The following is a 23,174-nucleotide window of genomic DNA, read 5'->3' as shown; positions in this document are numbered from 1 at the left end:
CAAGGAACTTCTTGCACGCTCGGTGACCGACCGCCCCGCGTTTCCTCGCCTCCTGGGCCGCCGGCACCAGGTGCCCTCTCCGTCACTCCTTGAGCGCCGCCAACGCGATGCGCTCCGCCACCGGATTCATCTCCTCGCCCTTCGCGTCCGTGGAGTTGACCGAGTAGACCAGCGTGCGGGAGAGGTCGCGGGTGGCCGCGACGATCGCTGTGTAGCCGTACCGGGCGCCGGACTTGAGCCAGTAGACCTTCCCCCCGTACTCGAAACGCTGGAGCCCGGCGCTCATGTCCGCGCCCTTGATGTGCGAGGGGACCGTGAACATCTCCTTCAGCTGCGGCTTCGGGACGAGGTCGCCGCGGAAGAGGTGGGTGATCAGCCGCTCCAGGTCCTCCGTCGTGGAGATCATGTCGCCCGCCGCCCAGCGATCGGCCTGGTTCCAGTCGGTGACGTCGACGAACCTCGTCGTGCCGTCCGCCTGTCGCACCGCCTGGTAGCCGTGGTTGTGCGGCCCCCGGATGCGGGGATCGGTGCCGGGGAAGTACGTGTGACGCATCCCGGCGGGCCGCAGCACGCGCCGGGTCGCCTCGGACGCGTACGAGTGCCCCGTGACCTTCTCGATCAGCATGCCGAGGACCGTGTAGTTGATGTTGAGGTAGTGCTGCTTCCTGCCCGGGCGGAACTCCGGGCCCTTTGCGACGGCCGTGGCGACGACCTGCTCGGGCGTGAGGGTGTCGAAGCGGTGTGCGTACACGTCCTCGAAGGATTCGCCGAATCCGTCACCCGGCTGGATGCCGCTGGTGTGGTTCAGCAACTGCCGTACGGAGATGGGCTTGAAGGCGGGGGAGAGCAGCCCCGGAAGGTAGCGCTGCACCGGCGCGCCCAGATCGACCTTTCCCTCCGCCGCGAGCTGGAGCACCACCGCGGCCGTGACCACCTTCGTCGTCGAACCGGCTCGAAAGAGAGCGTTCGGGTCCGCTTTCCGGCCGGTCGCCAGATCGTGCACTCCGGCACTCCCGCTCCAGCGGCCGTCGCTGCCCCCGACGCGTACGAGCGCGGCTGTCGCGTCGGCGTCCGGCAGCCCGGCGAGCGCGGCGCGTAAGGCCGCGGCGTCCGGGCCGGCCGTGGCGGGGCGCGCGGTCACGGAGGTCGAGGCGACGGCGGGCACGGCCAGTGGGCCGGCCGTCAGGCCGAGGACGAGGGCTGCGGCGACAGCCGTGACGGTTCTGGTGCGGACGGGCATCTGCTGCTCCTGAGTGTGGGCGGTGCGATGGGTTCATCCTGTGACCGCGCGGGCTCTCACGGATCGTCACCGAGGAGGGCCCCACCCCTGATGTCGACCCGGATCAACTCCCTTCCCGCGTACGGGTGTTGTCAGGGGTTGCCACTAAGGTCCGGCGAAGAGAGGTGCGAAAAAACTGTTATCGCGGAGGGCGGCCGTCCGTCTCCTGTGTGTAAGGACCACCTCTTCGCACAGGAGCAACCGCCATGCCCGCGCACAAGCGCCCGACCACATCCGAGCCCAAGCGTGAGAACAAGCACCGCCTGACCCGCCGCGGTCTGCTGGGCATCGGCGGTGGCCTTGCCGCCACCGCGGCCGTCGGTGGTGGCGCGCTGCTCGTGATGTCCGGCGGAGACAACGCGGACGCGGCGCCCACGGCCTTCGCCCACCCGGGCCTGCTGCACGCCCACGGCGAGCTCAACCGTGCGAAGGTGCGCGTGGCGGCGAAGGCGCAGCCCTGGCTGTCCGGCTGGGACAGGCTCACCGCCAACGCGCACTCCCGCAGCACCTGGAAGGCCAACCCGCAAGCCACGATCGTCCGTGGCGGCACCGGCCAGAACTACGGCATCCTCTACCACGACATTCACGCGGCCTACCAGAACGCCCTGCGCTGGAAGATCGCCGGGACAAGGGCGAACGGCGACGCCGCACGCGACATCCTCAACGCCTGGTCGGCCACGCTCACCACGCTCACCGGGAACGCCGACCGGTTCCTGGCGGCCGGGATCTACGGCTACCAGTTCGCCAACGCCGCCGAACTCATGCGCGGCTACGACGGCTTCGACCTGGCCCGGTTCAAGAAGATGATGCTGAGGGTCTTCTCCCCGATGAACCGTCAGTTCCTGGCCACCCACAACGACGCGGTCATCACCAACTACTGGGCGAACTGGGACCTCTGCAACGTCGCCTCGATCATGGCGATCGGCATCCTGTGCGACGACCGGACGGAGTTCGACCGCGCGATCACGTACATGAAGCACGGAGCCGGCAACGGCTCCCTGAAGAACGCCACCCCGTTCGTCTACGAGTCCGAGGGCCTCGCCCAGTGGCAGGAGAGCGGCCGCGACCAGGGACACACCATGATGGGCATGGGCCAGATGGGCGCGATCTGCGAGATGGCCTGGAACCAGGGCGTCGACCTGTACGGCTACGACGACAACCGGTTCATGAAGGCCGCCCAGTACGTCGCCAAGTACAACCTCGGACAGAGCGTGCCCTTCACCACGTACGCCTGGCGCAGCGGCACCGGCACCGGTAAGTACAACGAGCAGACTGTGATCTCCGACATGGGGCGCGGGCAGGTTCGCCCGGTTTGGGACATCCTGCACTACCACTACGCGCGCCGCCGCAGGCTCTCCGTGCCGTACATCACGGCCATGGCTGAAAGGGTGCGTGCGGAGGGCGGGGGCGGCGACTACGGGCCGAACAGCGGTGGCTTCGACCAGCTCGGATTCGGAACGCTGCTCTACGCCAAGTGACACCGAAAGGGACGCACGTGGACGGGCGGCAGTGGCGTTCGACCATCTCGGCCGCGCAGGCCGGTGACCGGCGTGCCCTCGACGAACTGGTCGAGGGCTGGCTGCCCCTCGTCTACAACATCGTCGGCCGCGCCCTGAACGGTCACGCGGACGTCGACGACGTCGTGCAGGAGACCATGCTGCGCGCCGTCGGCAACCTCGGCTCACTGCGCGACCCGGACAGCTTCCGGTCCTGGCTGGTCGCCATCGCGATGCGCCAGATACGCGAGCGGGCCCGCGGCCGCACCGCCGAGACGCTGGACGACGGCGTGGCGGACCAGGCCGCCGACTTCGCCGAACTGACCGTGTTGCGGCTTCAGTTGGAGGGGCAGCGGCGCGAGGTCGCGGAGGCGGTGCGGTGGCTCGACGAGGATGACCGCCAACTGCTCTCGCTGTGGTGGCTGGAGGTCGCGGGCGAGCTCACCCGGCGCGAGCTGGCGGCGGCGAGCGGGATCAGCCGACAGCACGCGGCGGTGCGGGTGCAGCGGATGAAGGAGCGGCTGGAGACCGCGCGCGACATCGTGCGGGCGCTCGACTCGTCCTGCCCGGACCTGCCGTCGGTGACCGCCCGCTGGGACGGACGTCCCGACTCGGTGTGGCGCAAGCGGCTGGCCCGGCACATCCGGGGCTGCGCGTACTGCTCGGGCGTCCGAGAGGCTGTCGTACCGGCCGAACGGCTCCTCGTCGGGATCGCGCTCGTCCCGCTGCCGGTCGGCTTCACGCTCTCGCTGGCGCTGGGCGGCAAGACGGCGGTGGCCGCCACCGGCGTCGGCTGGTCCGCCAAGGTGATCGGCGTGCTCACCAAGCCCGCCGTCGCGGTGACGGCGGGAGCGACGCTCGTGGCGGGCGGCGCGTACGTCGTGACGCACACCCCCGACAAACCGCCGGCGCGCGCCGCCGAGCCGACGACGGCGAGCACGGCCCGCCCGCCGACACGGACCCCCTCCGCGACCCCGAGCCCCTCACCGACGAAGTCGAAGCCGAAGCCGACGTCGACGGCGAAGAAGCCGGAGGTGGAAACGCAGCTGTACGGCACGGTCGTCGACGCCGTCGACAACGCGCCCTCCGCGACCGCGCTCCCCGCCGCGCTGCCCCGGCGTGCCGAGAAGGGCGTGAGCGCGACGGGCGCGCCCGCCACCGGCATGACCCACCGCGGCGAGGCGATCACCCTCACCGGCCAGGGATACTTCCGCGTCCGCTGGCAGATCCTGCCCGGTCAGCGCCCCGGCAGCGTGGTGATGCCGACCTGGACGGGCCTGCGCGGCAAGCTCTTCCACGTCGCCTCGGGCGGCGGCCACCGCATGGACGACGTCCAGCCCGGAGCGACGGACGGCACGACCTGGATGGGAGGCCCGGCCACCGGCGTGTCCGTCCTGCCGTCCGGCACCCAGCAGATGTGGCAGAACGAGTACTTCTGGGTCGACGGCACCGTCACCCTCCACCAGAACGAACGCGGCGCCGACTACAACCTCTTCGTCGAGACCTCGACCTGGGACAGGGCGACCGAGGACATCCGCACGGGTCCCGCCGAGGGCGCGGTCCGCTACGGCCTCGTCCGCGACGACGGCAAGGACACCGCTCCGGCACCGCAGTACCTGACCCGCTCCACCCCCACCGATCCCGCGACCGTCCCGCAGCGGTCCGACGTCACCACTCCCTGACTACTCCCCTGACCACGCCTTGCGCAGGGCGTACAGCGTGTCGACGCGGTTCGTCGTGATCGAGTCCACCCCCATGTCGAGCAGCCGGCGCATGGAGCGGCGGGTGTCGGGGGTCCAGACGGAGAGGAGGTGGCCGTTGCGGTGGACGTGGGCCGTGAGGGCGCGGTCGACCAGGGTGAAGCGGTAGTTGAGCCAGCGGGGGCGCACCGCCTCGAGCAGGGCGGGGCGCGGCGGCGCGAGCGTCGTCCAGGTGAGCGCGATCTCCGCCGCCGGGTCGGCCGCCCGCACCGCGAGCATGGCCTGGGCATCGGCGCAGTAGTACACCCGGTCCTCGGCCCCGCACTCGCGAATGACGTCCACGACCCGGCGTACGGCCCGCGCGTTCGCCGCACCCGGCAGATCGACCATGATCCGGCTGTCCCCGGTCGCGGCCAGCGCGTCCACGAGCGTCGGCACGCCGCCGTCCGTGAGTCCCCGCAACTCGTCGCAGGAGAGGGACCGCAGTGGCCGCTCCAGCTCCCACAACCGCTTCAGCGTCTCGTCGTGCAGCAGAACGGGCACGCCGTCGCGAGTCGTCCGTACGTCGATCTCGACCGCGTCCGCGCCCAGTTGGAGCGCGGAACGCAGTGAGTCGATCGTGTTCTCGCGGACGCGATAGGGGTCGCCGCGATGAGCGACGGCAGTCACGGTGCGCATGGGGCCCATTGTGGTGGTGCGGTGTGTCAGAGCGCGAGCCAGGTCGAGGCGTAGGTGTCGATCTCCTCGGCGAGCTTCGTCTTTCCGGCCGGGTCGAGGAAGGACGCGTCGACCGCGTTCTTGGCGAGCGCGGCGAGGCTCTGCTCGTCGAGTTCGAGGAGACGGGCGGCGACCGCGTACTCGTTGTTGAGGTCGGTGCCGAACATCGGCGGGTCGTCGGAGTTGATGGTGACCAGAACTCCGGCCCGTACGAACTCCTTTATGGGGTGCTCGTCGAGGGTGCGGACCGCGCGGGTGGCGATGTTGGAGGTCGGGCAGACCTCCAGGGCGATGCGGTGCTCGGCGAGGTGCGCGAGCAGCTTGGGGTCCTGGGCGGAGCTCGTGCCGTGTCCGATGCGCTCGGCGCGCAGGTCGGTGAGCGCGTCCCAGACCGTCTCCGGGCCCGTCGTCTCACCGGCGTGCGGCACCGATCGCAGCCCGGCCGCGATCGCCCGGTCGAAGTACGGCTTGAACTGCGGCCGCGGTACGCCGATTTCGGGCCCGCCCAGCCCGAAGGAGACCAGCCCCTCGGGGCGCAGCCGCTCGTCGGTGGCGAGCCGTACCGTTTCCTCGGCCGCCTCGAGGCCCGCCTCGCCGGGAATGTCGAAGCACCAGCGCAGTACGACACCGAGCTCGGCCTCCGCCGCCTTGCGGGCGTCCTCGATCGCGTCCATGAAGGCGCGCTCGTCGATGCCGCGGCGGGTGGAGGACCACGGGGTGATGGTCAGCTCGGCGTAACGGACCTGCTGGCGGGCCATGTCCCGGGCGACCTCGTACGTCAGCAGCCGGACGTCCTCCGGGGTGCGGATGAGGTCGACGACGGACAGATAGATGTCGATGAAGTGGGCGAAGTCCGTGAACGTGAAGTAGTCCGCGAGGGCCTCGGGGTCCGTCGGCACCTTGGAGTCGGGGTGGCGGGCGGCGAGGGCCGAGACGATGCGCGGGGAGGCGGAGCCGACGTGGTGCACGTGCAGTTCGGCCTTGGGCAGCCCGGCGATGAAGGCGTGCAGATCGCGGGTGGCCTGGGTGTTGAGGTGGTCGGTCAAGGGTTCCTCCCCGGGAACGGCGCCCCCGGGCCATGGTCGGCGGGGACGCGGGTGATCGGCTGATCGGTGACTCGGGGATCATCGTAGGCCGCGGTCCGCCAGGGGCAGGACCGGGCCGTAGCATGACCGAACGTACGACAGGTGTACGACAGAGGGGGGCCACGCATGTCCGACGACGCGCAGACGCCGCAGAGCGCCGCCGAGACTCCGTGGGTGTCTCCGGACCAGGGGACTCCGCCGTCGCCGACCGACGCGTCGCCGACTGCCGAACCCGCGGACGACGTGCCCGCCGACGCCATACCCGCCGACGCGATACCCGAGGTGGGTGGGGCGACCGGCTACACCGCCCCCGCTCCCAAGATCGCCCTGGGCAAGTCCCCGGACGAATCCCCGGACATGTCCTCAGACGCGTCCCCGGACGCGTCGCCCGCCGCCAGGCAGCCCGAGCCGAACCCCTGGGCTCCGCCCGCGGATCCGGCTCCGTCCCGGGCGGGCGGCGCTCCCACGCCGCCGAACCCCTCGGTGGACTACCAGCCGACCGTCACCTCGCTCCCCGCCACGGGCACCCCGAGCCACCACCCTCAGCCCGGCCCCTGGGACAACCCCTTCGCGCCTCCCGCCGCCCACGCGCCCCACCCCCGACCCGCCCCCGGACAACCGGTACCTCCGCCGCCCATCGCCCCCGAGGGGCCCGGTCAGAACCCGTACGGCTACGGCTACGGCCAGGGCTACCCGGCCTACGCCCCGCCGCAGGCCGGCCACCCGGGCATCCCCGGCTACCCGGGCGGCGTCCCTGGCCACGGCTGGCACGGGATGCCCCTCCCGCCCAGCAACGGCATGGGCACCGCCGCACTCGTGCTCGGCATCGTCGCGGCCGCCATGTTCTGCTTGTGGCCGCTGTCCATCGTCGCGGGCATCCTCGCCGTGATCTTCGGTGTGATCGGCCGCCGCAAGGTACGTCGGGGCGAGGCGACGAACCCGGGCCACGCCCTGGCCGGGATCATCTGCGGAGCGGTCGGCATCGTCCTGGGCGCGGCGTTCGCCTCGATCCTCTTCCTCGTCCCGAACGACGACGGGACCGATGACCCGTTCACCGACGACGACGGCTACTCCACCTCACTCGTCGTGCGGCACCACGGCTGACCGGGTCCCCCAGCCGGCGGGAGGACACGCTCAGCCGGCCTGGGACTCTCTCAACCGCTCCCGCGCCTCCATCAGCGCGAACCCCAGCAGATTCGGCCCCCGCCACCGCTCAGGATCCGAGGCGCGCTCGTCGTCCGCCGCGAGCCCGATGCCCCACACGCGGTCCAGGGGGCTGGCCTCGACGAGCACTCGCTCACCGGTGCCCAGCAGAAACGCCCGCAGATCGGCGTGCGCGGCGAACTTGTGGACACTGCCTTCGACCACGATCGCGAACCGCTCCCGCTCCCATATCGAGTCGTCGAAGCCGCGCACCAGCCGCCCCGCCTTCTTGGCCAGCGCGGGATTGGGCGCCTCGGCCGCGCGCCGTTCCGCCTCCGCGTCCCCGAACAGCCGCGCCTTGCCCGCCATCATCCAGTGCTCGGCACTCGCGTAGGAGACCCCGGCCACCGTGAACGGGGACGGCCACCACTGGCTCAGACAGCTCGCGCTCACCTGACCGTCCGGTCGCGGGCTGTGGCCCCAGAAGTGCAGGTACTTGACCCTCGCCCCCGAGTCGACCGTGCTGAGCAGCGCTTCCCAAGAATCGATCTTCCCCATGCACGCGAGTCTGGCATTCACCACTGACAGTCCGTCCTGCCTTTTCCATGGGGACTAGACACCTGGCCGACAGATTCCGTCGCGTAACCAAAAGGCAACAACGGAATCACTTGTTGGAGTCCCTTTGCTCTGTCAGGATCAGCACTCAATTCGAGCTGGAGCTACGCCGGCCCTCGCGGTAACGGGGAGGGCGGCGGAGGAGAGCGACATGCACAATCGGGGCCATCGCTTCCAGGCGCAGGACCGCTTCGCGGACGGCGCGCAGTACATCGCGGGCCGGCTGACCCAGGGCACCTCCGGCCGCACGTACGCGGTCGTCGACCCGGCCACCGGCGACGCCGTCTACACGTACGAGCTGGCCGGGACGGACGATGTCGACCGTGCCGTCGCCGCCGCCCGCGACGCGTTCCCCGGCTGGTCCGGCGCCACCCCCGGCGAACGTTCCGACGCGCTGCACCGCTTCGCCGCCGTGCTCGCGGACCGCGCGGAGGAATTCGCCCGCGCGGAGTCGCTGCAGTGCGGCAAACCGCTCAAGCTCACGCGGGAGTTCGACATCCCGGGGACGATCGACAACACCGCCTTCTTCGCCGGTGCCGCCCGGCACCTCCAGGGTCAGTCCGCGGGCGAGTACTCCGGCGACCACACCTCGTACGTACGCCGTGAACCCATCGGCGTCGTCGGCTCCATCGCGCCCTGGAACTACCCCCTCCAGATGGCCGCCTGGAAGATCCTGCCGGCGATCGCGGCGGGCAACACGATCGTGCTGAAGCCCGCCGAGCTCACCCCGCTGACCTCGCTCCTCTTCGCCGAGGCGGCCACCGAGGCGGGGATCCCGGACGGGGTCGTCAACATCGTCACGGGAGCGGGCAAGGACGCGGGGGAGCACCTCGTCGGTCATCCCGACGTCGCGATGACCTCCTTCACCGGTTCCACCGCAGTCGGCAAGCGGGTCGCGGAGATCGCCACGTCCACCGTCAAGCGGCTCCACCTGGAGCTGGGCGGCAAGGCACCCTTCGTGGTCTTCGACGACGCCGACCTGGACGCGGCCGTCCACGGCGCGGTGGCCGGCTCGCTCATCAACACCGGGCAGGACTGCACGGCCGCCACGCGCGCGTATGTGCAAAGGCCCCTCTACGAAGAGTTCGTTCACCGAACGGCCGCCCTCATGGAGAGCGTCCGGCTCGGCGATCCGTTCGCGCCCGGCACCGACCTCGGCCCGCTGATCTCGCACGCCCAGCGCGACCGAGTGGCCGGATTCGTCGACCGGGCGCGTGCCTACGCGCGCGTGGTCACCGGCGGCGACATCCCCGAGGAGCTCAAGGACGGCGCGTACTACCGGCCCACGCTCATCGCCGACGCCGCCCAGGACAGCGAGATCGTGCAGTCCGAGATCTTCGGCCCGGTCCTGGTCGTGCTCCCCTTCGACAGCGACGACGAAGGAATCCGGCTCGCCAACGACACCCCGTACGGTCTTGCCGCCTCCGCGTGGAGCCGGGACGTGTACCGGGCAGGCCGTGCGACCCGCGAGATCAAGGCGGGTTGTGTCTGGATCAACGACCACATTCCGATCATCAGCGAGATGCCGCACGGCGGCTATCGGGCATCCGGCTTCGGCAAAGACATGTCGGCGTACTCGTTCGAGGAGTACACCCAGATCAAGCACGTCATGTTCGACAACACCGCGGTGGTCAGGAAGGCCTGGCACCGCACGATCTTCGGGGACCGGCCGTAACGGGATTCCCGTTACCGCCGAGTGGCAGACCAGGCCGCGACCACGGCCGCGACCCTTCCGAAAGGGCACCACGAGCATGGAGCAGTACGAGCCCGAACGCCTGGCCCCGGCCCAACTGGCCGCTCTTCGGCGCAGCTTCGCCGGCGGCAGGGCCGCCCTCACCCGCCGTTCGCTGCTGCGCGCCTCCGCGGGCGGTGCCCTCGCCGTCGGCGGGCTCGCGGCACTGAGCGGCTGCGGAATTCCCGCGGCGGGCAAGTCCCAGGGCGGCGTCTTGGCCGAGGACCACTCGGCCAAGGAGAAGACGATCAACTTCTCCAACTGGACCGAGTACATGGACGTCGACGACAGCGAGAAGCACCACCCGACGCTCGACGCGTTCGCCGAGCGCACCGGAATCAGCGTCAAGTACACCGAGGACATCAACGACAACGTCGAGTTCTTCGGCAAGATCAAGCCGCAGCTCGCGGCGGGCCAGGACACCGGGCGCGACCTCATCGTCGTCACCGACTGGCTGGCCGCCCGGCTGATCCGCTTCGGGTGGGTCCAGAAACTGGACGCCTCCAACCTCCCGCATGCGTACGCGAACCTGTCGGACCAGTTCCGCAGCCCCGACTGGGACCCGGGCCGCGCCTACTCGTACCCCTGGACCGGCATCTCCACCGTCATCGCCTACAACAAGAAGGCGCTCGACGGCGTGGAGGTCAAGTCGGTCTCCGACCTGCTCGACAACCCCAAGCTCAAGGGGCGCGTCGGCTTCCTCTCCGAGATGCGCGACAGCGTCGGCATGACGCTGCTCGACCTGGGCAAGGACCCGGCGAAGTTCACCGACGACGACTTCGACGCGGCGATCGCCCGGCTCCAGAAGGCCGTGGACAAGGGCCAGATCCGCCGCTTCACCGGCAACGACTACACGTCCGACATCACCAGCGGCGACTTCGCGGCCTGCATAGCCTGGGCCGGCGACGTCGTGCAGCTCAAGGCGGACAGCCCCGACGTCGACTTCCTCATCCCGGACAGCGGCTATCTGACGTCCACGGACAACCTGCTGATCCCCAACAAGGCGCGCCACAAGACGAACGCCGAGCGGCTCATGGACTACTACTACGAGCCCGAGCCGGCCGCCGAACTCGCCGCCTACATCAACTACGTCTGTCCGGTCGACGGAGTGCAGCCCTATCTCGCGAAGATCGACGAGGACGCGGCGAACAACCCGCTGATCATTCCTGACCAGGCCATGGCCGCGAAGTCGCACGCCTTCCGCTCACTGAGCTCGAAGGAAGAGACGGCCTACGAAGAGAAGTTCGCGAAGCTCACAGGGGCGTAACGCCTCCGGCGGGTGCGGTTCGGGTGGCCTGGGCCGCCCGGGCGGTCACCCGGCACCGCGGGCACCGAGCGCGGGCTCCGCGCGCCGCGTCCCCGACCGGCGCAGCGAGCGATCGCCACCCGCCCCGGATCCCCTACGACCCCGACACTCAGGGACCACACCATGACGACAGACCATGGCGGCGACGTCCGCCTCTCCGGGATCAGCAAGACGTACGGCTCCTTCACGGCCGTCCACCCGCTCGATCTGACCGTGCCCGAGGGATCGTTCTTCGCGCTCCTGGGAGCGTCCGGCTGCGGCAAGACGACCACCCTGCGGATGATCGCCGGACTGGAGGAACCTTCCTCCGGCACCGTCTCGCTCGGCGAGCAGGACGTGACGAACCTGCCGCCCTACAAGCGGCCGGTCAACACCGTCTTCCAGTCCTATGCGCTCTTCCCGCACCTCGACATCTTCGAGAACGTCGCCTTCGGCCTGCGCCGACGCGGCATCAAGTCGGTGAAGAAGCAGGTCGAGGACATGCTCGACCTCGTACAGCTCGGCGAGCAGGCCCGCAAGAAGCCGCACCAGCTGTCCGGCGGCCAGCAGCAGCGCGTCGCCGTGGCCCGCGCGCTGATCAACCACCCCAGGGTGCTGCTCCTCGACGAGCCGCTCGGTGCCCTCGACCTCAAACTGCGTCGCCAGATGCAGCTGGAGCTCAAGCGCATCCAGACCGAGGTGGGCATCACCTTCGTCCATGTCACGCACGACCAGGAGGAGGCCATGACCATGGCCGACACGGTCGCCGTGATGAACGCGGGCCGCGTCGAGCAGCTCGGCGCCCCCGCCGACCTGTACGAGAACCCGCAGACCACGTTCGTCGCCAACTTCCTCGGCACCTCCAACCTCATCGAGGCCGCCGTCGACGGCAAGAGCGGCGACGACATCGTGCTGGCGGCCGGCGGCGGCAAGCTCGTACTGCCGCAGGCGCGATGTTCGGCGCCCACGACGGCCGGCGGCAAGGTCCTGGTCGGCGTCCGTCCCGAGAAGATCTCGCTCACGCACGTCGACGACGCGGGCGAGATACCGGAAGGCCGCAACCGGATCACCGGCAGGATCGCCGACTCCAGCTTCATCGGCGTCTCCACGCAGTACGTCATCGACAGCGCCGTCTGCCCCGACTTCGAGGTCTACGCCCAGAACATCGACCGCGACGCCCGGCTCACCCCCGGCGCCGAGGTCGTCCTGCACTGGAGCCCGGCGCACACCTTCGGGCTCGATGCCGCGCAGTCCCTGCTTGCTGGGACGACGGGCTCTGCGGGCGTCGAGACGGTGGAGCCAGAAGAGGGGGTGGCCGCCTGATGGCCGCCGTCACCGAGGCGCCGCCCCTCGCGCCGGTGCCCACCGAGAAGCCGCCCCGCAAGCGCGGCCGTCTCGTCCCGTACTGGCTGCTCCTGCCCGGCATCCTCTGGCTGCTGGTCTTCTTCGCGCTGCCGATGATCTACCAGGCCTCCACGTCCGTACAGACGGGCTCCCTGGAGGAGGGCTTCAAGGTCACCTGGCACTTCCAGACGTACTGGGACGCGCTGGTCGACTACTGGCCGCAGTTCCTGCGGTCCGTGCTCTACGCGGGTTCGGCGACGATCCTGTGCCTGCTGCTCGGCTACCCCCTCGCCTATCTGATCGCCTTCCGCGCGGGCCGCTGGCGCAATGTGGTGCTGATCCTGGTCATCGCGCCGTTCTTCACCAGCTTCCTGATCCGCACGCTCGCCTGGAAGACGATCCTCGCGGACGGCGGCCCGGTCGTCGGCGCCCTCAACACGCTGCACGTCCTGGACGTCACCAGCTGGCTCGGCTTCACGTCGGGCGACCGCGTCCTGGCCACCCCGCTCGCGGTGGTCTGCGGTCTGACGTACAACTTCCTGCCGTTCATGATCCTGCCGCTCTACACCTCGCTGGAGCGCATCGACGGACGACTGCACGAGGCGGCGGGCGACCTGTACGCGAAGTCCTTCACCACCTTCCGCAAGGTCACCTTCCCGCTGTCGATGCCCGGCGTCGTCTCCGGCACGCTGCTGACCTTCATCCCGGCCAGCGGCGACTACGTGAACGCCGACCTTCTCGGCTCCACGGACACCCGGATGGTCGGCAACGTCATCCAGACGCAATTCCTGCGCATTCTCGACTACCCGACGGCCGCGGCGCTTTCGTTCATCCTCATGGCCGCGATCCTCATCATGGTCACGCTCTACATTCGCAAGTCCGGGACGGAGGATCTGGTTTAAATGGCCTTCGTACGCTGGTTCAAGCGGAATCTCGTCGTCATCGCGGGACTGCTGACGCTCGGATATCTATTGCTGCCCAACGTGATCGTCACGGTGTTCTCCTTCAACAAACCGAAGGGACGCTTCAATTACGAGTGGCAGCATTTCTCCACGGATGCCTGGAGCGATCCGTGCGGGGTCGCGGACATGTGCGGCTCGCTCTCGATCAGCCTGCAGATCGCGCTGTGGGCGACCGTCGGGGCCACCGTCCTCGGCACGATGATCGCGTTCGCGCTGGTCCGCTACCGCTTCCGGGCGCGTGGCGCGGTGAACTCGCTGATCTTCCTGCCGATGGCGATGCCCGAGGTCGTGATGGCCGCCTCGCTGCTCACGCTCTTCCTCAACATGGGTGCGCAGCTCGGCTTCTGGACGATCCTGATCGCCCACATCATGTTCTGCCTCAGCTTCGTCGTCACCGCCGTCAAGGCACGCGTGATGTCGATGGACCCGCGCCTGGAGCAGGCCGCGCAGGACCTCTACGCCGGCCCCGTGCAGACCTTCCTCCGCGTCACCCTGCCCATCGCGGCCCCCGGAATCGCGGCGGGCGCGCTGCTCGCCTTCGCGCTCTCCTTCGACGATTTCATCATCACCAATTTCAACGCGGGTTCCACCGTCACCTTCCCCATGTTCGTCTGGGGCTCGGCACAGCGCGGGACACCCGTTCAGATCAATGTCATCGGTACGGCCATGTTCCTCATCGCCGTACTGTTCGTCCTGGCCGGAATGGTCATCGGCAACCGCCGCAACAAGCAAAAGGCATAAACGCTCAGAAGCCGTAGGGAGTTGAAATCATGGCCCCAAGCGCCATGACCCGTGGGAATCATCGCAATCATTGGACGAAGTCTCTTTCCGACGCCCAGCCGGTGTCCTACTGGCTGGACGACCCCGGCAAGCCCCACCCCGAGCCCGCCCTCACCGGCGCCGAGACCTGCGACCTGCTCGTCGTCGGCGGCGGCTACAGCGGACTGTGGACCGCGCTGATCGCCAAGGAGCGCGACCCGCGGCGCGAGGTGGTGCTCCTGGAGGGCCGCGAGGCGGGCTGGGCCGCCTCCGGCCGTAACGGCGGCTTCTGCGCCGCGTCGTTGACCCACGGACTGGCCAACGGCCTCGCCCGCTGGCCGGACGAGATCAAGAAGCTGGAGGAGCTGGGCGCCCGCAACCTCGACGCGATCGAGGCGGCCGTCGCCCGCTACTCCGTCGACTGCGACTTCGAGCGCACAGGCGAGATCGACGTCGCCACCGAGCCGCACCAGGCGGCCGAACTGCGCGAGTGGCACGAGGAGCTGGAGGGCGCGGGCCTCGCCGGCGGCACGGAATTCCTGGACGCCGACGCGGTGCGCGAACAGGTCGACTCCCCGACCTTCCTCGCAGGCCTGCACGACCGCCGCGGTGTCGCCATGCTCCACCCCGCGAAGCTCGCCTGGGGCCTCAAGCGCGCCTGCCTCCGGCTCGGGGTACGGGTGTACGAGCACACGCCCGCGCTTGCCCTGAAGTCGTACGGCGCCGGTATGGCCGTACGCACCCCGTACGGCTCCGTCCGCGCCCGCCGGGTCGCCCTCGCCACCAACATCTTCCCGAACCTGGTCAAGCGCGTGCGGGCGTACACCGTCCCGGTCTACGACTATGCGCTGATGACCGAGCCGCTGACCGCCGACCAGCTGGCGGCTGTCGGCTGGAAGAACCGTCAGGGCCTCGGGGACAGCGCCAACCAGTTCCACTACTTCCGGCTGTCGGCGGACAACAGGATCCTGTGGGGCGGTTACGACGCGATCTACCCGTACGGCGGGCGGGTGCGCGCCGAGTACGACGACCGCCCGGAGACCTACGCGAAGCTCGCCGGGCACTTCTTCACCTGCTTCCCGCAGCTGGAGGGCGTCCGTTTCACCCACGCGTGGGGCGGCGCGATCGACACCTGCTCGCGCTTCTCGGCCTTCTTCGGCACCGCGCACCAGGGCAGGGTCGCGTACGCGGCGGGCTACACCGGGCTCGGCGTGGGCGCGACCCGGTTCGGTGCCGACGTGATGCTCGACCTACTGGCGGGGGAGCGCACGGAGCGCACCGAGCTGGAGATGGTCCGCAAGAAGCCGCTGCCCTTCCCGCCCGAGCCCTTCGCCTGGACGGGCATCGCGCTGACCAAGTGGTCGCTGGCGCGCGCGGACGCGCACGGCGGGCGGCGCAATCTGTGGCTGAAGGCGATGGACAGGCTGGGGCTGGGCTTCGACAGCTGAGGGGCGCGTGCGCCCAGCCATGATCCACAGGCGCACGCCCAGCTCATCCACTGTGACCCGGCTCACCATCAACAAGTGGCGGAACCCGCGTAATGCCCGGCCCGGACCCCTCTCTCCCCTGTGACGCGACCAGCGTCGACACGAGGAGAAAGGGGGGTTCCGCCATGACAGGGGACCAGACGGCGGTCGAGTGGCTGGCATCCGTGGCGCCGGATCCCGAGGCCTGCCGCTGGGAATGGGAGCGCGATCCGCTGGGGGTCGCGCTGCTGCCGGCGGGCAGGGTCTGGGACGTACTCATCCTGCCGGGCGAGCTCGGCTATCCCACGCTCGACGTGCTGACCCGGGTGATCGACCAACCGGGCCCGGTGCTCGTCGACTTCGGCGACGCCCGAATGGGCTTCTTCGTGCCTCCCGGCACCGCGGCCCGGTGGCTCGGCACGGGGGTGCGCACGGCGGGCGGCGGTACGTGGATAGTGGTGCCGTATCCGGGACGGACCGGCGGCGGGGTCCGCTGGCTGATACCCCCGGACGGCTCCGGCACGCTCACCGATCCGGCGCTGCTGGAACTGGCCATGCACGAGGCAGCGGCGGGTCTGGGGGGCGAGGACCGATAACCGGGGCGGGGCCGGACCCCGGTAACGCCCGGTGACGGTCAGAGGTCTCGACCATGGAAGCGGCCTGTGCCGAACGCGGTGCGCTCCACCTTGCTGAATTCCCCCATGCCAGGAGGAAGCCGAGCCGCACCCGGCCTCGCCGTGCCCTCGTCGGCCTTGCCGTGCTCTCGTCGGCCGCCCGTGCGGCCGACGGCCCGATGACCTGGTCGGTCAGCCGCTTCGATCACCGATCCGGCTGAGCGAGAGCCGCAGCGCGAGCAGCAGCACCGCACTCAGACACCAGCTCGCCACCACGTCCAGCGGCCAGTGGTAGCCGCGGCGGACCAGACCGATCGCCACCAGGGCGTTGAGAGCGAGGCATGTGATCACCAGGGCACGGCGGGCGTACGTCCTGCGCAACCAGGGCAGCAGGAGCAGGGTCGCGGAGCCGTAGGCGATGGCGGCGGTGGCGGTGTGGCCCGAGGGATAGAAGCCGGTGCCCGGACCCATGACGGGTGGGCCGGGACGGGCGACCAGTTCTTTCAGAGGCACGATCAATGCCGGTACGACCGCCATCAGCACCGCCGCGGCGACCGACGGCAGCCACCAGCGATCCCACCCGGCCCTGCGGGCCCGCCACGCCACATATCCGAGCGCGACGGCCAGGATCGGCACCGCGACGGAGACACTGCCCAGATCGGCGAGGAGTTCGGAGCCACGACCGGGCCGGACGACGCTGTCACTGAGACGTTCATCCGCGCGGGCGAGGGGGCCGTGGGCCGCGACCTGCCAGGTGATCAGCGCGAAGAACAGGGCCGGAAGGCCGAGGAGGAAGGTCGGCCGCCCCGGAACAGGGGGGGGGAGTTCCGAGGCGGCCGTCCAGATCGGGTCGTCGCGCGCCCCGGGGGGTTTGGGGCGAGCGACTGTCCGATCGGTGAGGAGATCCGGAGCCGGAAGCTCCGGGTGTGTGCGCGAGGGCACGACCAGGGCGAAGCTGGGGAGGCCTCGACCCGGTGTCGCCCACAGTCCCCTGTGGGCGGGGTGTATCTCTCATCTGGGTAGAACCTACGGCAGAGGGTCCGGGTCCGACAGACGGAATCGCGTCCCGTCATGCACCTCGCACACGTTCTTCACACGCTCCGACTCCCGCGACCTTCCCGCCGAAACCAAGCGGAATCCGGCACGAGGAGCAGCCGGATTCCGCTGGTGGGGCGGGTGGGACGTCAGATACGGGCGAAGGCCTGCTCGATGATGTCGAGGCCCTCGTTCAGCAGATCCTCGCCGATGACCAGCGGGGGCAGGAAACGGAGGACGTTGCCGTAGGTGCCACAGGTCAGGACCAGCAGGCCCTCCTGGTGGCAGGCCTTGGCGAGCGCGCCGGCCGCCTCCGCGTTCGGCTCCTTGGTGGCGCGGTCCTTGACCAGCTCGATGGCGATCATGGCGCCACGGCCGCGGATGTCGCCGATGATGTCGAACTTCTCGGCCATCGCGCCCAGGCGGGCCTTCATGACCGCCTCGATGTTCTTCGCCTTGGCGTTGAGGTCGAGCTCCTTCATCGTCTCGATCGCGCCGAGCGCACCGGCGCAGGCCACCGGGTTGCCGCCGTAGGTGCCGCCCAGGCCGCCCGCGTGCGCGGCGTCCATGATCTCGGCGCGGCCGGTGACGGCGGCCAGCGGGAGGCCGCCCGCGATGCCCTTGGCGGTGGTGATCAGGTCCGGGACGATGCCCTCGTCCTCGCACGCGAACCACTGGCCGGTGCGGCAGAAGCCCGACTGGATCTCGTCGGCGACGAAGACGATGCCGTTGTCGGACGCGAACTTGCTGATGGCCGGAAGGAAACCCTTCGCGGGCTCGATGAAGCCGCCCTCGCCGAGCACCGGCTCGATGATGATCGCGGCGACGTTGTCGGCGCCGATCTGCTTGTTGATCATGTCGATGGCCTGGGCGGACGCCTCGGCACCGGCGTTCTCGGGGCCGGTCAGCCACCGGTAGCCGTACGCCACCGGCACGCGGTAGACCTCGGGCGCGAACGGGCCGAAGCCGTGCTTGTACGGCATGTTCTTCGCGGTCAGCGCCATCGTGAGGTTCGTCCGGCCGTGGTAGCCGTGGTCGAAGACGACGACGGCCTGGCGCTTGGTGTACGCGCGGGCGATCTTGACGGCGTTCTCGACGGCCTCGGCGCCCGAGTTGAACAGGGCGCTCTTCTTGGCGTGGTCGCCCGGGGTCAGCTCGGCCAGCGCCTCGGCGACGGCGACGTAACCCTCGTACGGCGTGACCATGAAACAGGTGTGGGTGAAGTCCTGGAGCTGGGCGGAGGCCCGGCGTACGACGGCCTCGGCGCTCGCGCCGACCGACGTCACGGCGATGCCCGAGCCGAAGTCGATCAGGCGGTTGCCGTCGACGTCCTCGATGATGGCGCCGCCGGCGCGGGTGGTGAAGACGGGGAGCACCGAGCCCACACCGGCCGCGACCGCGGCGGTGCGTCGGGCCTGCAGCTCCTGCGACTTCGGGCCGGGGATGGCGGTGACGACGCGACGCTCCTGCGGAAGTGCGGTCATGAGGGGCTCCCTGATGGTCTTGCGAACCCGGCGGTCCCCGGCGATCGGGGGCGCGCTGGGCGGGGGTGTTTTCGGACTCTTGCCTTCTTTCTTCGCAGGCTAGGGCCGAGGGTGGGGGGTGGGCATGCTCCATGTGGGCGTTGTCGAAGGATTCGCTTGTCCGCGGTGGATATAGAGAGCCGAGAGTGACGGTTCTCCCGTTCGTTGCGTACCCGGCCGGGTAAACGGTGAACTCGCCCCGCAGGGGCACTAGATTGACTCGCGGACGAAGCACGGAGCGGCTGGTCAGGGGGCAGGGCGATGGACAGCGACGGGACGCAGGACGCGCAGGGCACGCATGCCCGTCCGGTGCCGCGCCCGGCGGGGCCGCCGGACGTACCGGCGATGCCACCCCGGCCGACACGGGCGCCGGGCACTGCGCCGTTGCCGGACGGGTCCGCCTTCCTGGCCTGGGTGCGGGCGCCCCGGCCGGAGGCGGCGCCGGGGGTGTGGCGCTTCGGGTACCGGCCCCGCCCGGCGGAGGAGCCGGAGCAGATCCCGACCCGGCAGCTGCTGAGCGGAGCGGTGATCGCCTTCCTGGTGGGGTGGCTGATCTGGTCGCTGCTCTGGAACGGGTACCTGGGCGGCTGGTGGGTCCTGCCGCTCGAACTGTTCACCCCCGACTCCTGGCGCCACAGCAACGACCGCATCGGCAACGCGTTCCTCTGGTACGGCTATTACACGCTGATCGCCCTCGTCATCATGATCGGCGTCGGCCGGCTGGGCCGTTGGAGTGAGGTCTGGCGGCGCTACGGGCTGCCCGCGTGGCGCCGCGCCGCCCCCGTGCACGAGCGCCCGCCCACGCCCGAGGAAGACCCCGCCCGGTGGAACCAGCTGCGCGCCGCCGGAGCCACCGACGCCGCCGACCGGCTCGCCGCCGAGGCCCACGCCGGGCTCATGCGCGATGTCGACCACGCCCGGATCACGCGCGCCTGGCAGGGCGTACGCAGTGGACGGCACAGTCTCGCCACGTTCACCGGGGCCGTACTCAAGGACGGCGCCGCCGCCTGCCTGCACCCCTCCGGGGAGCGCGACCTGCCCGGGCGGCTCGCCCGTCATGACTTGGTGACGGGTCAGGTACGGCTGGGCACGACCGCCGACGACCCGCGCAACCCGTACGCCTATCGCGGCACCGGACTGGCCCTCGCACCCGAACTGCTGGGGACCTCGCTGCTCGCCATCGGCCCGGCCGGGTCCGGCAAGACCGCCGGTGTCGTCTGGCCGCTCGCCGAGTCGCTGTGCCTGCACGCGCTCGCCGGACGGGCCGCCGTGGTCGTGGTCGGCGCCGCGGGCGCGGGGCTCGGACCCGTCGACGCCTACGACGTCGTCGTACGGATCGGGAACCCCGAGTCCGTGTACGACCTCGACCTGTACGGCGGGACCACCGACCCCGACGAGGCCGCGGCAGTGCTCGCCGAGGCACTCGTCGGAGATCTCGCCGACCCGCACCCCGGCGGCGACAGCCGTCGCTCGACGACGGTGCTCGCCCAGTTGCTCGGCCCGTTCCGTGCCGTCCACGGGCGCTTCCCCTCCGTGCCCGAACTGCGACAGCTCCTCGATGGTTCTCCTGGATCACTCGGGGCGCTGCGCAAGGCCCTGGAGGACAGCGGACAGGAGTCGCTGCTGCGAGAACTCGACGCGCGGGAGCGGCAGATGGGGCACCCCGGGGATGTGGGCGGTGTGCTCGCGGACCGTGTCGCGCTGCTCGACCGGCCCGCCTTCGCCGGGTTTTTCGAAAGCACAGCCTTCGACACGTCCGGCCGGTCGCGGCCCTTCTCGCTGCGTGCGCTGGACCATCCGGTGCGGGTACGGATCGATCTGCCCGCGCGGGGGCACGCCGATGCCTCGCGGATCCTGGCGCGGCTGGTGCTCGCGCAGTTCACGGCGAGTGTCGCGGTGCGGGAGGACCGTTCACTGTTCGCCTGCCTCGTGCTGGACGACGCGACCGGCGTGGTCACGCCCGAGGCCGTACGGGGGATCCAGCGGCTGCGGTCGGGCAACGCCGGGGCCGTACTGACGCTGCGCACCCTCGACGACGCGCCGCGGCCGCTGCGCGGCCCGCTGCTGGGCGCCATCGGCTGCCGCATGGCGCTGTCCGGGCTCACCCCCTGGGACGGACAGGACTTCGCCGAGGTGTGGGGCAAGGAGTGGATCGAGGCGCGGGACGTCACCGACCGGCAGATCATCGCCGAGACCCCGGCCGGCAAGGCGGTGCACATGCTGCGGCGGGTGATCACCGGGAACGCGCCCACCGCGCGGGCCGTCACCGTGCGGCAGGTCGAGCGGGAGCGGTGGTCCGCGTCCGAGCTGGCGCACGCGGTGCCGCCCGGGCACGCGGTGCTGTCGCTCACCAGTGTGCGGGGCGAGCACGCGCCGCCGTTGCTGGTGGATCTACGGGGCTGACCAGGACCTCTGGACATAAGGTCACCGGCTGACCATACGGTGAGGCAGAATCGACATAGGTCGTTCATACGTTGCGGCCAAAAGATCACCCCGCCCGCGACCGTCGAAGATCCTGTGAAGACCTGAAGGCCCCATGCCCCCCACGCTCGCCTCGCTCATCCATCACTCCGCGCTCAAGCTGACCGTGCGGGCGGGCGAGGACCGTCTGGACGTGCCCGTTCGCTGGGCCCACGCCAGCGAGCTCGCCGACCCCGTGCCGTACATGGAGGGCGGGGAACTGCTGCTGATCACCGCGCTCAAGCTGGACGCGGAGGATCCGGACGTCATGCGGCGCTATGTGAAACGGCTGGTGGGAGCGGGCGTGGTCGGGCTCGGGTTCGCCGTCGGGGTCAACTACGAGGAGATCCCCAAGGCCCTCGTCGACGCCGCGGAAGAGGAGGGGCTGCCGCTGCTCGAGGTCCCTCGGCGCACGCCCTTCCTGGCCATCAGCAAGGCGGTGTCGGCCGCGATCGCCGCCGATCAGTACCGGGCGGTCACCGCGGGGTTCGCCGCGCAGCGCGAGCTGACCAAGCAGGCGCTGAGCGCCGGGCCCGAGGGGCTGATCGCCGCGCTCGCCGGGCAGGTCGACGGGTGGGCCGCGTTGTACGACGCGTCCGGCGCCGTCGTCGCCACCGCGCCCGAGTGGGCAGGGCGGCGGGCCGCCCGGCTCACTTCGGACGTGGAGCGGCTGCGGGAGCGGCCCGCGCCCGCGAGTTCGGTGGTGGGCGGTGAGGATCGCGTCGAGTTGCACTCCGTCGGGACCGGGCGGCGGCCCCGTGCCGCGCTCGCCGTAGGCACGGCCGCGGCGCTGGGCACCGCCGAGCGGTACGCCGTGCACTCGGCGATCGCGCTGCTGACGCTGACCACGGAGCGGTCGCGGTCACTGCATGCCGCCGAGCAGCGGATCGGGGCGGCGGTGCTGCGCATGCTGCTCGCGGGGCAGCCCGAGCACGCCCGGACCGTTGCCGGGGACCTGTACGGGGAGCTGCTCGACGCGCCCTTCCGGCTGATCCTCGCCGAGTCGGCGTCCGCGTCGGCCGCGCGGGCGCATGCCGACGGGCACGCGCGCGTGGCCGACGCGAAGCCGTCGAAGGCCCCCGTCGCGGTGCCGGACACGAACGGTGACCCGCTCGGAGGGCTCGCCGAGATCGTGGAGTCCGCCGCCGCCCGCTCCGGGGAGTCCGTGCTCGTCGTGCCCGACGGGGAGCGGCTGGTCGTGCTCGCCGTGGACGGGGGTGCGGCGGTGGCCGCGTGCGGAGAGCACGCCGTCGCTCTGGACGCCGCGCGGACCGTGGCGCGGGAGCAGCCGGTGGGCGACGAGGACGAGTTGGTGGTGGGGCTGTCGGCTCCGGCCGGTCCGATCGCGGCCGCCGCCGCGTACAAGCAGGCCGAGCAGGCGCTGTCCGTCGCCCGGCGACGGGGGCGGTCGCTGGTCGAGCACGAGGAGCTCGCTGCGGGGTCGGTGCTGCCGCTGCTCGCGGATGATGCGGTGCGGGCGTTCGCGGACGGGTTGCTGCGGGCGTTGTACGAGCATGACGCGACCGGGCGGGGGGATCTGGTGGCCTCGTTGCGGGCCTGGTTGTCCCGGCACGGTCAGTGGGACGCGGCGGCGGCGGATCTGGGTGTGCACCGGCACACGCTGCGGTATCGGATGCGGCGGGTGGAGGAGATCCTCGGGCGGTCGCTGGATGATCCGGATGTGCGGATGGAGCTGTGGCTGGCGCTGAAGACGACGGCTGCGGTGGGGGAGTAAGGGGTGGGGTTTTCGCCCCCGCCGCCCCTACCCGTCCCATCCGTACCTGGGGGCTGCCGCCCCCAGACCCCCGCTTCGGCCTGGACGGCCTCGTCCTCAAACGCCGAACGGGCTGGAAGATTGCGGCCCGGCGCTGAAAACCTTCAAGCGCCGCCCGGCACCATCCAGCCCGTCCGGCGTTTGAGGACGAGCCCTTCGGGCGAAGGCGGGGGTTTGGGGGCGGC

At 70.6% G+C, this 23,174-nt stretch carries 16 protein-coding genes and 2 pseudogenes; 12 read left to right on the top strand and 6 right to left on the bottom strand.

The window, feature by feature from the left end; translation table 11 throughout:
- Window positions 1-82 precede the first annotated feature (82 nt).
- Window positions 83-1,240, bottom strand: a complete 1,158-nt coding sequence (locus AB0D57_RS30625; RefSeq protein WP_362080123.1) for a serine hydrolase domain-containing protein — start codon at window positions 1,238-1,240, stop codon at window positions 83-85.
- Window positions 1,241-1,485: 245 nt separating this feature from the next.
- Here AB0D57_RS30625 and AB0D57_RS30620 point away from each other — a divergent pair, with 245 nt between their 5' ends.
- Window positions 1,486-2,757 (top strand): alginate lyase family protein, encoded by a 1,272-nt coding sequence (locus AB0D57_RS30620; protein WP_362080120.1) that lies wholly within the window; start codon window positions 1,486-1,488, stop codon window positions 2,755-2,757.
- The gene (locus tag AB0D57_RS30615; RefSeq protein WP_362080117.1) at window positions 2,754-4,457 is read left to right on the top strand and encodes a sigma-70 family RNA polymerase sigma factor; all 1,704 of its coding nucleotides are present in this window, start codon (window positions 2,754-2,756) and stop codon (window positions 4,455-4,457) included. The genes AB0D57_RS30620 and AB0D57_RS30615 overlap by 4 nt, the downstream gene beginning before the upstream one ends.
- Here the strand turns inward: AB0D57_RS30615 and AB0D57_RS30610 are convergent, their stop codons facing one another.
- Entirely contained in the window at window positions 4,458-5,153 is a 696-nt protein-coding gene (locus tag AB0D57_RS30610; protein ID WP_362080114.1) for a glycerophosphodiester phosphodiesterase, read from the bottom strand.
- 26 nt (window positions 5,154-5,179) lie between these two features.
- Window positions 5,180-6,294: pseudogene (locus AB0D57_RS30605) on the bottom strand (adenosine deaminase).
- 109 nt (window positions 6,295-6,403) lie between these two features.
- On the opposite strand from AB0D57_RS30605, the gene AB0D57_RS30600 reads away from it, so the two are divergent.
- Window positions 6,404-7,381 (top strand): DUF4190 domain-containing protein, encoded by a 978-nt coding sequence (locus AB0D57_RS30600; RefSeq protein WP_362080111.1) that lies wholly within the window; start codon window positions 6,404-6,406, stop codon window positions 7,379-7,381.
- A gap of 30 nt (window positions 7,382-7,411) precedes the next feature.
- Here AB0D57_RS30600 and AB0D57_RS30595 read toward each other — a convergent pair whose 3' ends face one another.
- Window positions 7,412-7,978 carry an NADAR family protein gene (locus AB0D57_RS30595; RefSeq protein WP_362080108.1) on the bottom strand — a complete coding sequence of 189 codons (567 nt, stop codon included), beginning with the start codon at window positions 7,976-7,978 and terminating at the stop codon, window positions 7,412-7,414.
- Window positions 7,979-8,186: 208 nt separating this feature from the next.
- Between AB0D57_RS30595 and AB0D57_RS30590 the strand changes: the two genes are divergently transcribed.
- From AB0D57_RS30590 to AB0D57_RS30560, 7 genes are all read left to right on the top strand, one after another.
- Window positions 8,187-9,710 (top strand): gamma-aminobutyraldehyde dehydrogenase, encoded by a 1,524-nt coding sequence (locus AB0D57_RS30590; protein WP_362080105.1) that lies wholly within the window; start codon window positions 8,187-8,189, stop codon window positions 9,708-9,710.
- A 76-nt stretch (window positions 9,711-9,786) separates the two neighbouring features.
- Window positions 9,787-11,034, top strand: a complete 1,248-nt coding sequence (locus AB0D57_RS30585; RefSeq protein ID WP_362080102.1) for a spermidine/putrescine ABC transporter substrate-binding protein — start codon at window positions 9,787-9,789, stop codon at window positions 11,032-11,034.
- A 162-nt stretch (window positions 11,035-11,196) separates the two neighbouring features.
- Window positions 11,197-12,375, top strand: coding sequence for an ABC transporter ATP-binding protein (locus AB0D57_RS30580; RefSeq protein ID WP_362080099.1), 1,179 nt, complete (start codon window positions 11,197-11,199; stop codon window positions 12,373-12,375).
- Complete coding sequence (locus AB0D57_RS30575) at window positions 12,375-13,298, top strand: ABC transporter permease (protein ID WP_362080095.1); 924 nt, start codon at window positions 12,375-12,377, stop codon at window positions 13,296-13,298. Before AB0D57_RS30580 ends, AB0D57_RS30575 begins: the two co-directional genes overlap by 1 nt.
- The gene (locus tag AB0D57_RS30570) at window positions 13,299-14,099 is read left to right on the top strand and encodes an ABC transporter permease (protein ID WP_362080092.1); all 801 of its coding nucleotides are present in this window, start codon (window positions 13,299-13,301) and stop codon (window positions 14,097-14,099) included.
- A gap of 29 nt (window positions 14,100-14,128) precedes the next feature.
- On the top strand, window positions 14,129-15,565 hold the full coding sequence (locus AB0D57_RS30565) for an FAD-dependent oxidoreductase (protein ID WP_362080089.1): 1,437 nt from the start codon (window positions 14,129-14,131) through the stop codon (window positions 15,563-15,565).
- A 164-nt stretch (window positions 15,566-15,729) separates the two neighbouring features.
- The gene (locus AB0D57_RS30560) at window positions 15,730-16,179 is read left to right on the top strand and encodes a hypothetical protein (protein ID WP_362080086.1); all 450 of its coding nucleotides are present in this window, start codon (window positions 15,730-15,732) and stop codon (window positions 16,177-16,179) included.
- Between the two features lie 210 nt (window positions 16,180-16,389).
- Here AB0D57_RS30560 and AB0D57_RS30555 read toward each other — a convergent pair.
- Window positions 16,390-17,212: pseudogene (locus AB0D57_RS30555) on the bottom strand (phosphatase PAP2 family protein).
- A gap of 169 nt (window positions 17,213-17,381) precedes the next feature.
- The gene (gene gabT / locus AB0D57_RS30550; RefSeq protein ID WP_362080082.1) at window positions 17,382-18,716 is read right to left on the bottom strand and encodes a 4-aminobutyrate--2-oxoglutarate transaminase; all 1,335 of its coding nucleotides are present in this window, start codon (window positions 18,714-18,716) and stop codon (window positions 17,382-17,384) included.
- Window positions 18,717-19,016: 300 nt separating this feature from the next.
- Between gabT and AB0D57_RS30545 the strand changes: the two genes are divergently transcribed.
- Together AB0D57_RS30545 and AB0D57_RS30540 are read left to right on the top strand one after the other, a co-directional pair.
- Complete coding sequence (locus tag AB0D57_RS30545; protein WP_362080079.1) at window positions 19,017-21,158, top strand: ATP-binding protein; 2,142 nt, start codon at window positions 19,017-19,019, stop codon at window positions 21,156-21,158.
- Window positions 21,159-21,291: 133 nt separating this feature from the next.
- Complete coding sequence (locus tag AB0D57_RS30540; RefSeq protein ID WP_362080076.1) at window positions 21,292-22,950, top strand: PucR family transcriptional regulator; 1,659 nt, start codon at window positions 21,292-21,294, stop codon at window positions 22,948-22,950.
- The last annotated feature ends 224 nt before the right edge of the window (window positions 22,951-23,174 follow it).

Origin of the sequence: Streptomyces sp. NPDC048275 (genome assembly GCF_040652275.1) — a bacterium.
Classification (GTDB): Bacteria; Actinomycetota; Actinomycetes; order Streptomycetales; family Streptomycetaceae; genus Streptomyces.
Note: the sequence above shows the minus strand (reverse complement) of the source record. Positions and strands in the feature narration are given on the sequence as shown.

What these genes read in the sequence shown, in the direction of transcription:
- AB0D57_RS30625 (WP_362080123.1), bottom strand. Translation starts at nt 1,240, where the DNA reads ATGCCCGTCCGCACCAGAACCGTCACGGCTGTCGCCGCAGCCCTCGTC.
- AB0D57_RS30620 (WP_362080120.1), top strand. Translation starts at nt 1,486, where the DNA reads ATGCCCGCGCACAAGCGCCCGACCACATCCGAGCCCAAGCGTGAGAAC.
- AB0D57_RS30610 (WP_362080114.1), bottom strand. Translation starts at nt 5,153, where the DNA reads ATGCGCACCGTGACTGCCGTCGCTCATCGCGGCGACCCCTATCGCGTC.
- AB0D57_RS30600 (WP_362080111.1), top strand. Translation starts at nt 6,404, where the DNA reads ATGTCCGACGACGCGCAGACGCCGCAGAGCGCCGCCGAGACTCCGTGG.
- AB0D57_RS30595 (WP_362080108.1), bottom strand. Translation starts at nt 7,978, where the DNA reads ATGGGGAAGATCGATTCTTGGGAAGCGCTGCTCAGCACGGTCGACTCG.
- AB0D57_RS30590 (WP_362080105.1), top strand. Translation starts at nt 8,187, where the DNA reads ATGCACAATCGGGGCCATCGCTTCCAGGCGCAGGACCGCTTCGCGGAC.
- AB0D57_RS30585 (WP_362080102.1), top strand. Translation starts at nt 9,787, where the DNA reads ATGGAGCAGTACGAGCCCGAACGCCTGGCCCCGGCCCAACTGGCCGCT.
- AB0D57_RS30580 (WP_362080099.1), top strand. Translation starts at nt 11,197, where the DNA reads ATGACGACAGACCATGGCGGCGACGTCCGCCTCTCCGGGATCAGCAAG.
- AB0D57_RS30575 (WP_362080095.1), top strand. Translation starts at nt 12,375, where the DNA reads ATGGCCGCCGTCACCGAGGCGCCGCCCCTCGCGCCGGTGCCCACCGAG.
- AB0D57_RS30570 (WP_362080092.1), top strand. Translation starts at nt 13,299, where the DNA reads ATGGCCTTCGTACGCTGGTTCAAGCGGAATCTCGTCGTCATCGCGGGA.
- AB0D57_RS30565 (WP_362080089.1), top strand. Translation starts at nt 14,129, where the DNA reads ATGGCCCCAAGCGCCATGACCCGTGGGAATCATCGCAATCATTGGACG.
- AB0D57_RS30560 (WP_362080086.1), top strand. Translation starts at nt 15,730, where the DNA reads ATGACAGGGGACCAGACGGCGGTCGAGTGGCTGGCATCCGTGGCGCCG.
- gabT (WP_362080082.1), bottom strand. Translation starts at nt 18,716, where the DNA reads ATGACCGCACTTCCGCAGGAGCGTCGCGTCGTCACCGCCATCCCCGGC.
- AB0D57_RS30545 (WP_362080079.1), top strand. Translation starts at nt 19,017, where the DNA reads ATGGACAGCGACGGGACGCAGGACGCGCAGGGCACGCATGCCCGTCCG.
- AB0D57_RS30540 (WP_362080076.1), top strand. Translation starts at nt 21,292, where the DNA reads ATGCCCCCCACGCTCGCCTCGCTCATCCATCACTCCGCGCTCAAGCTG.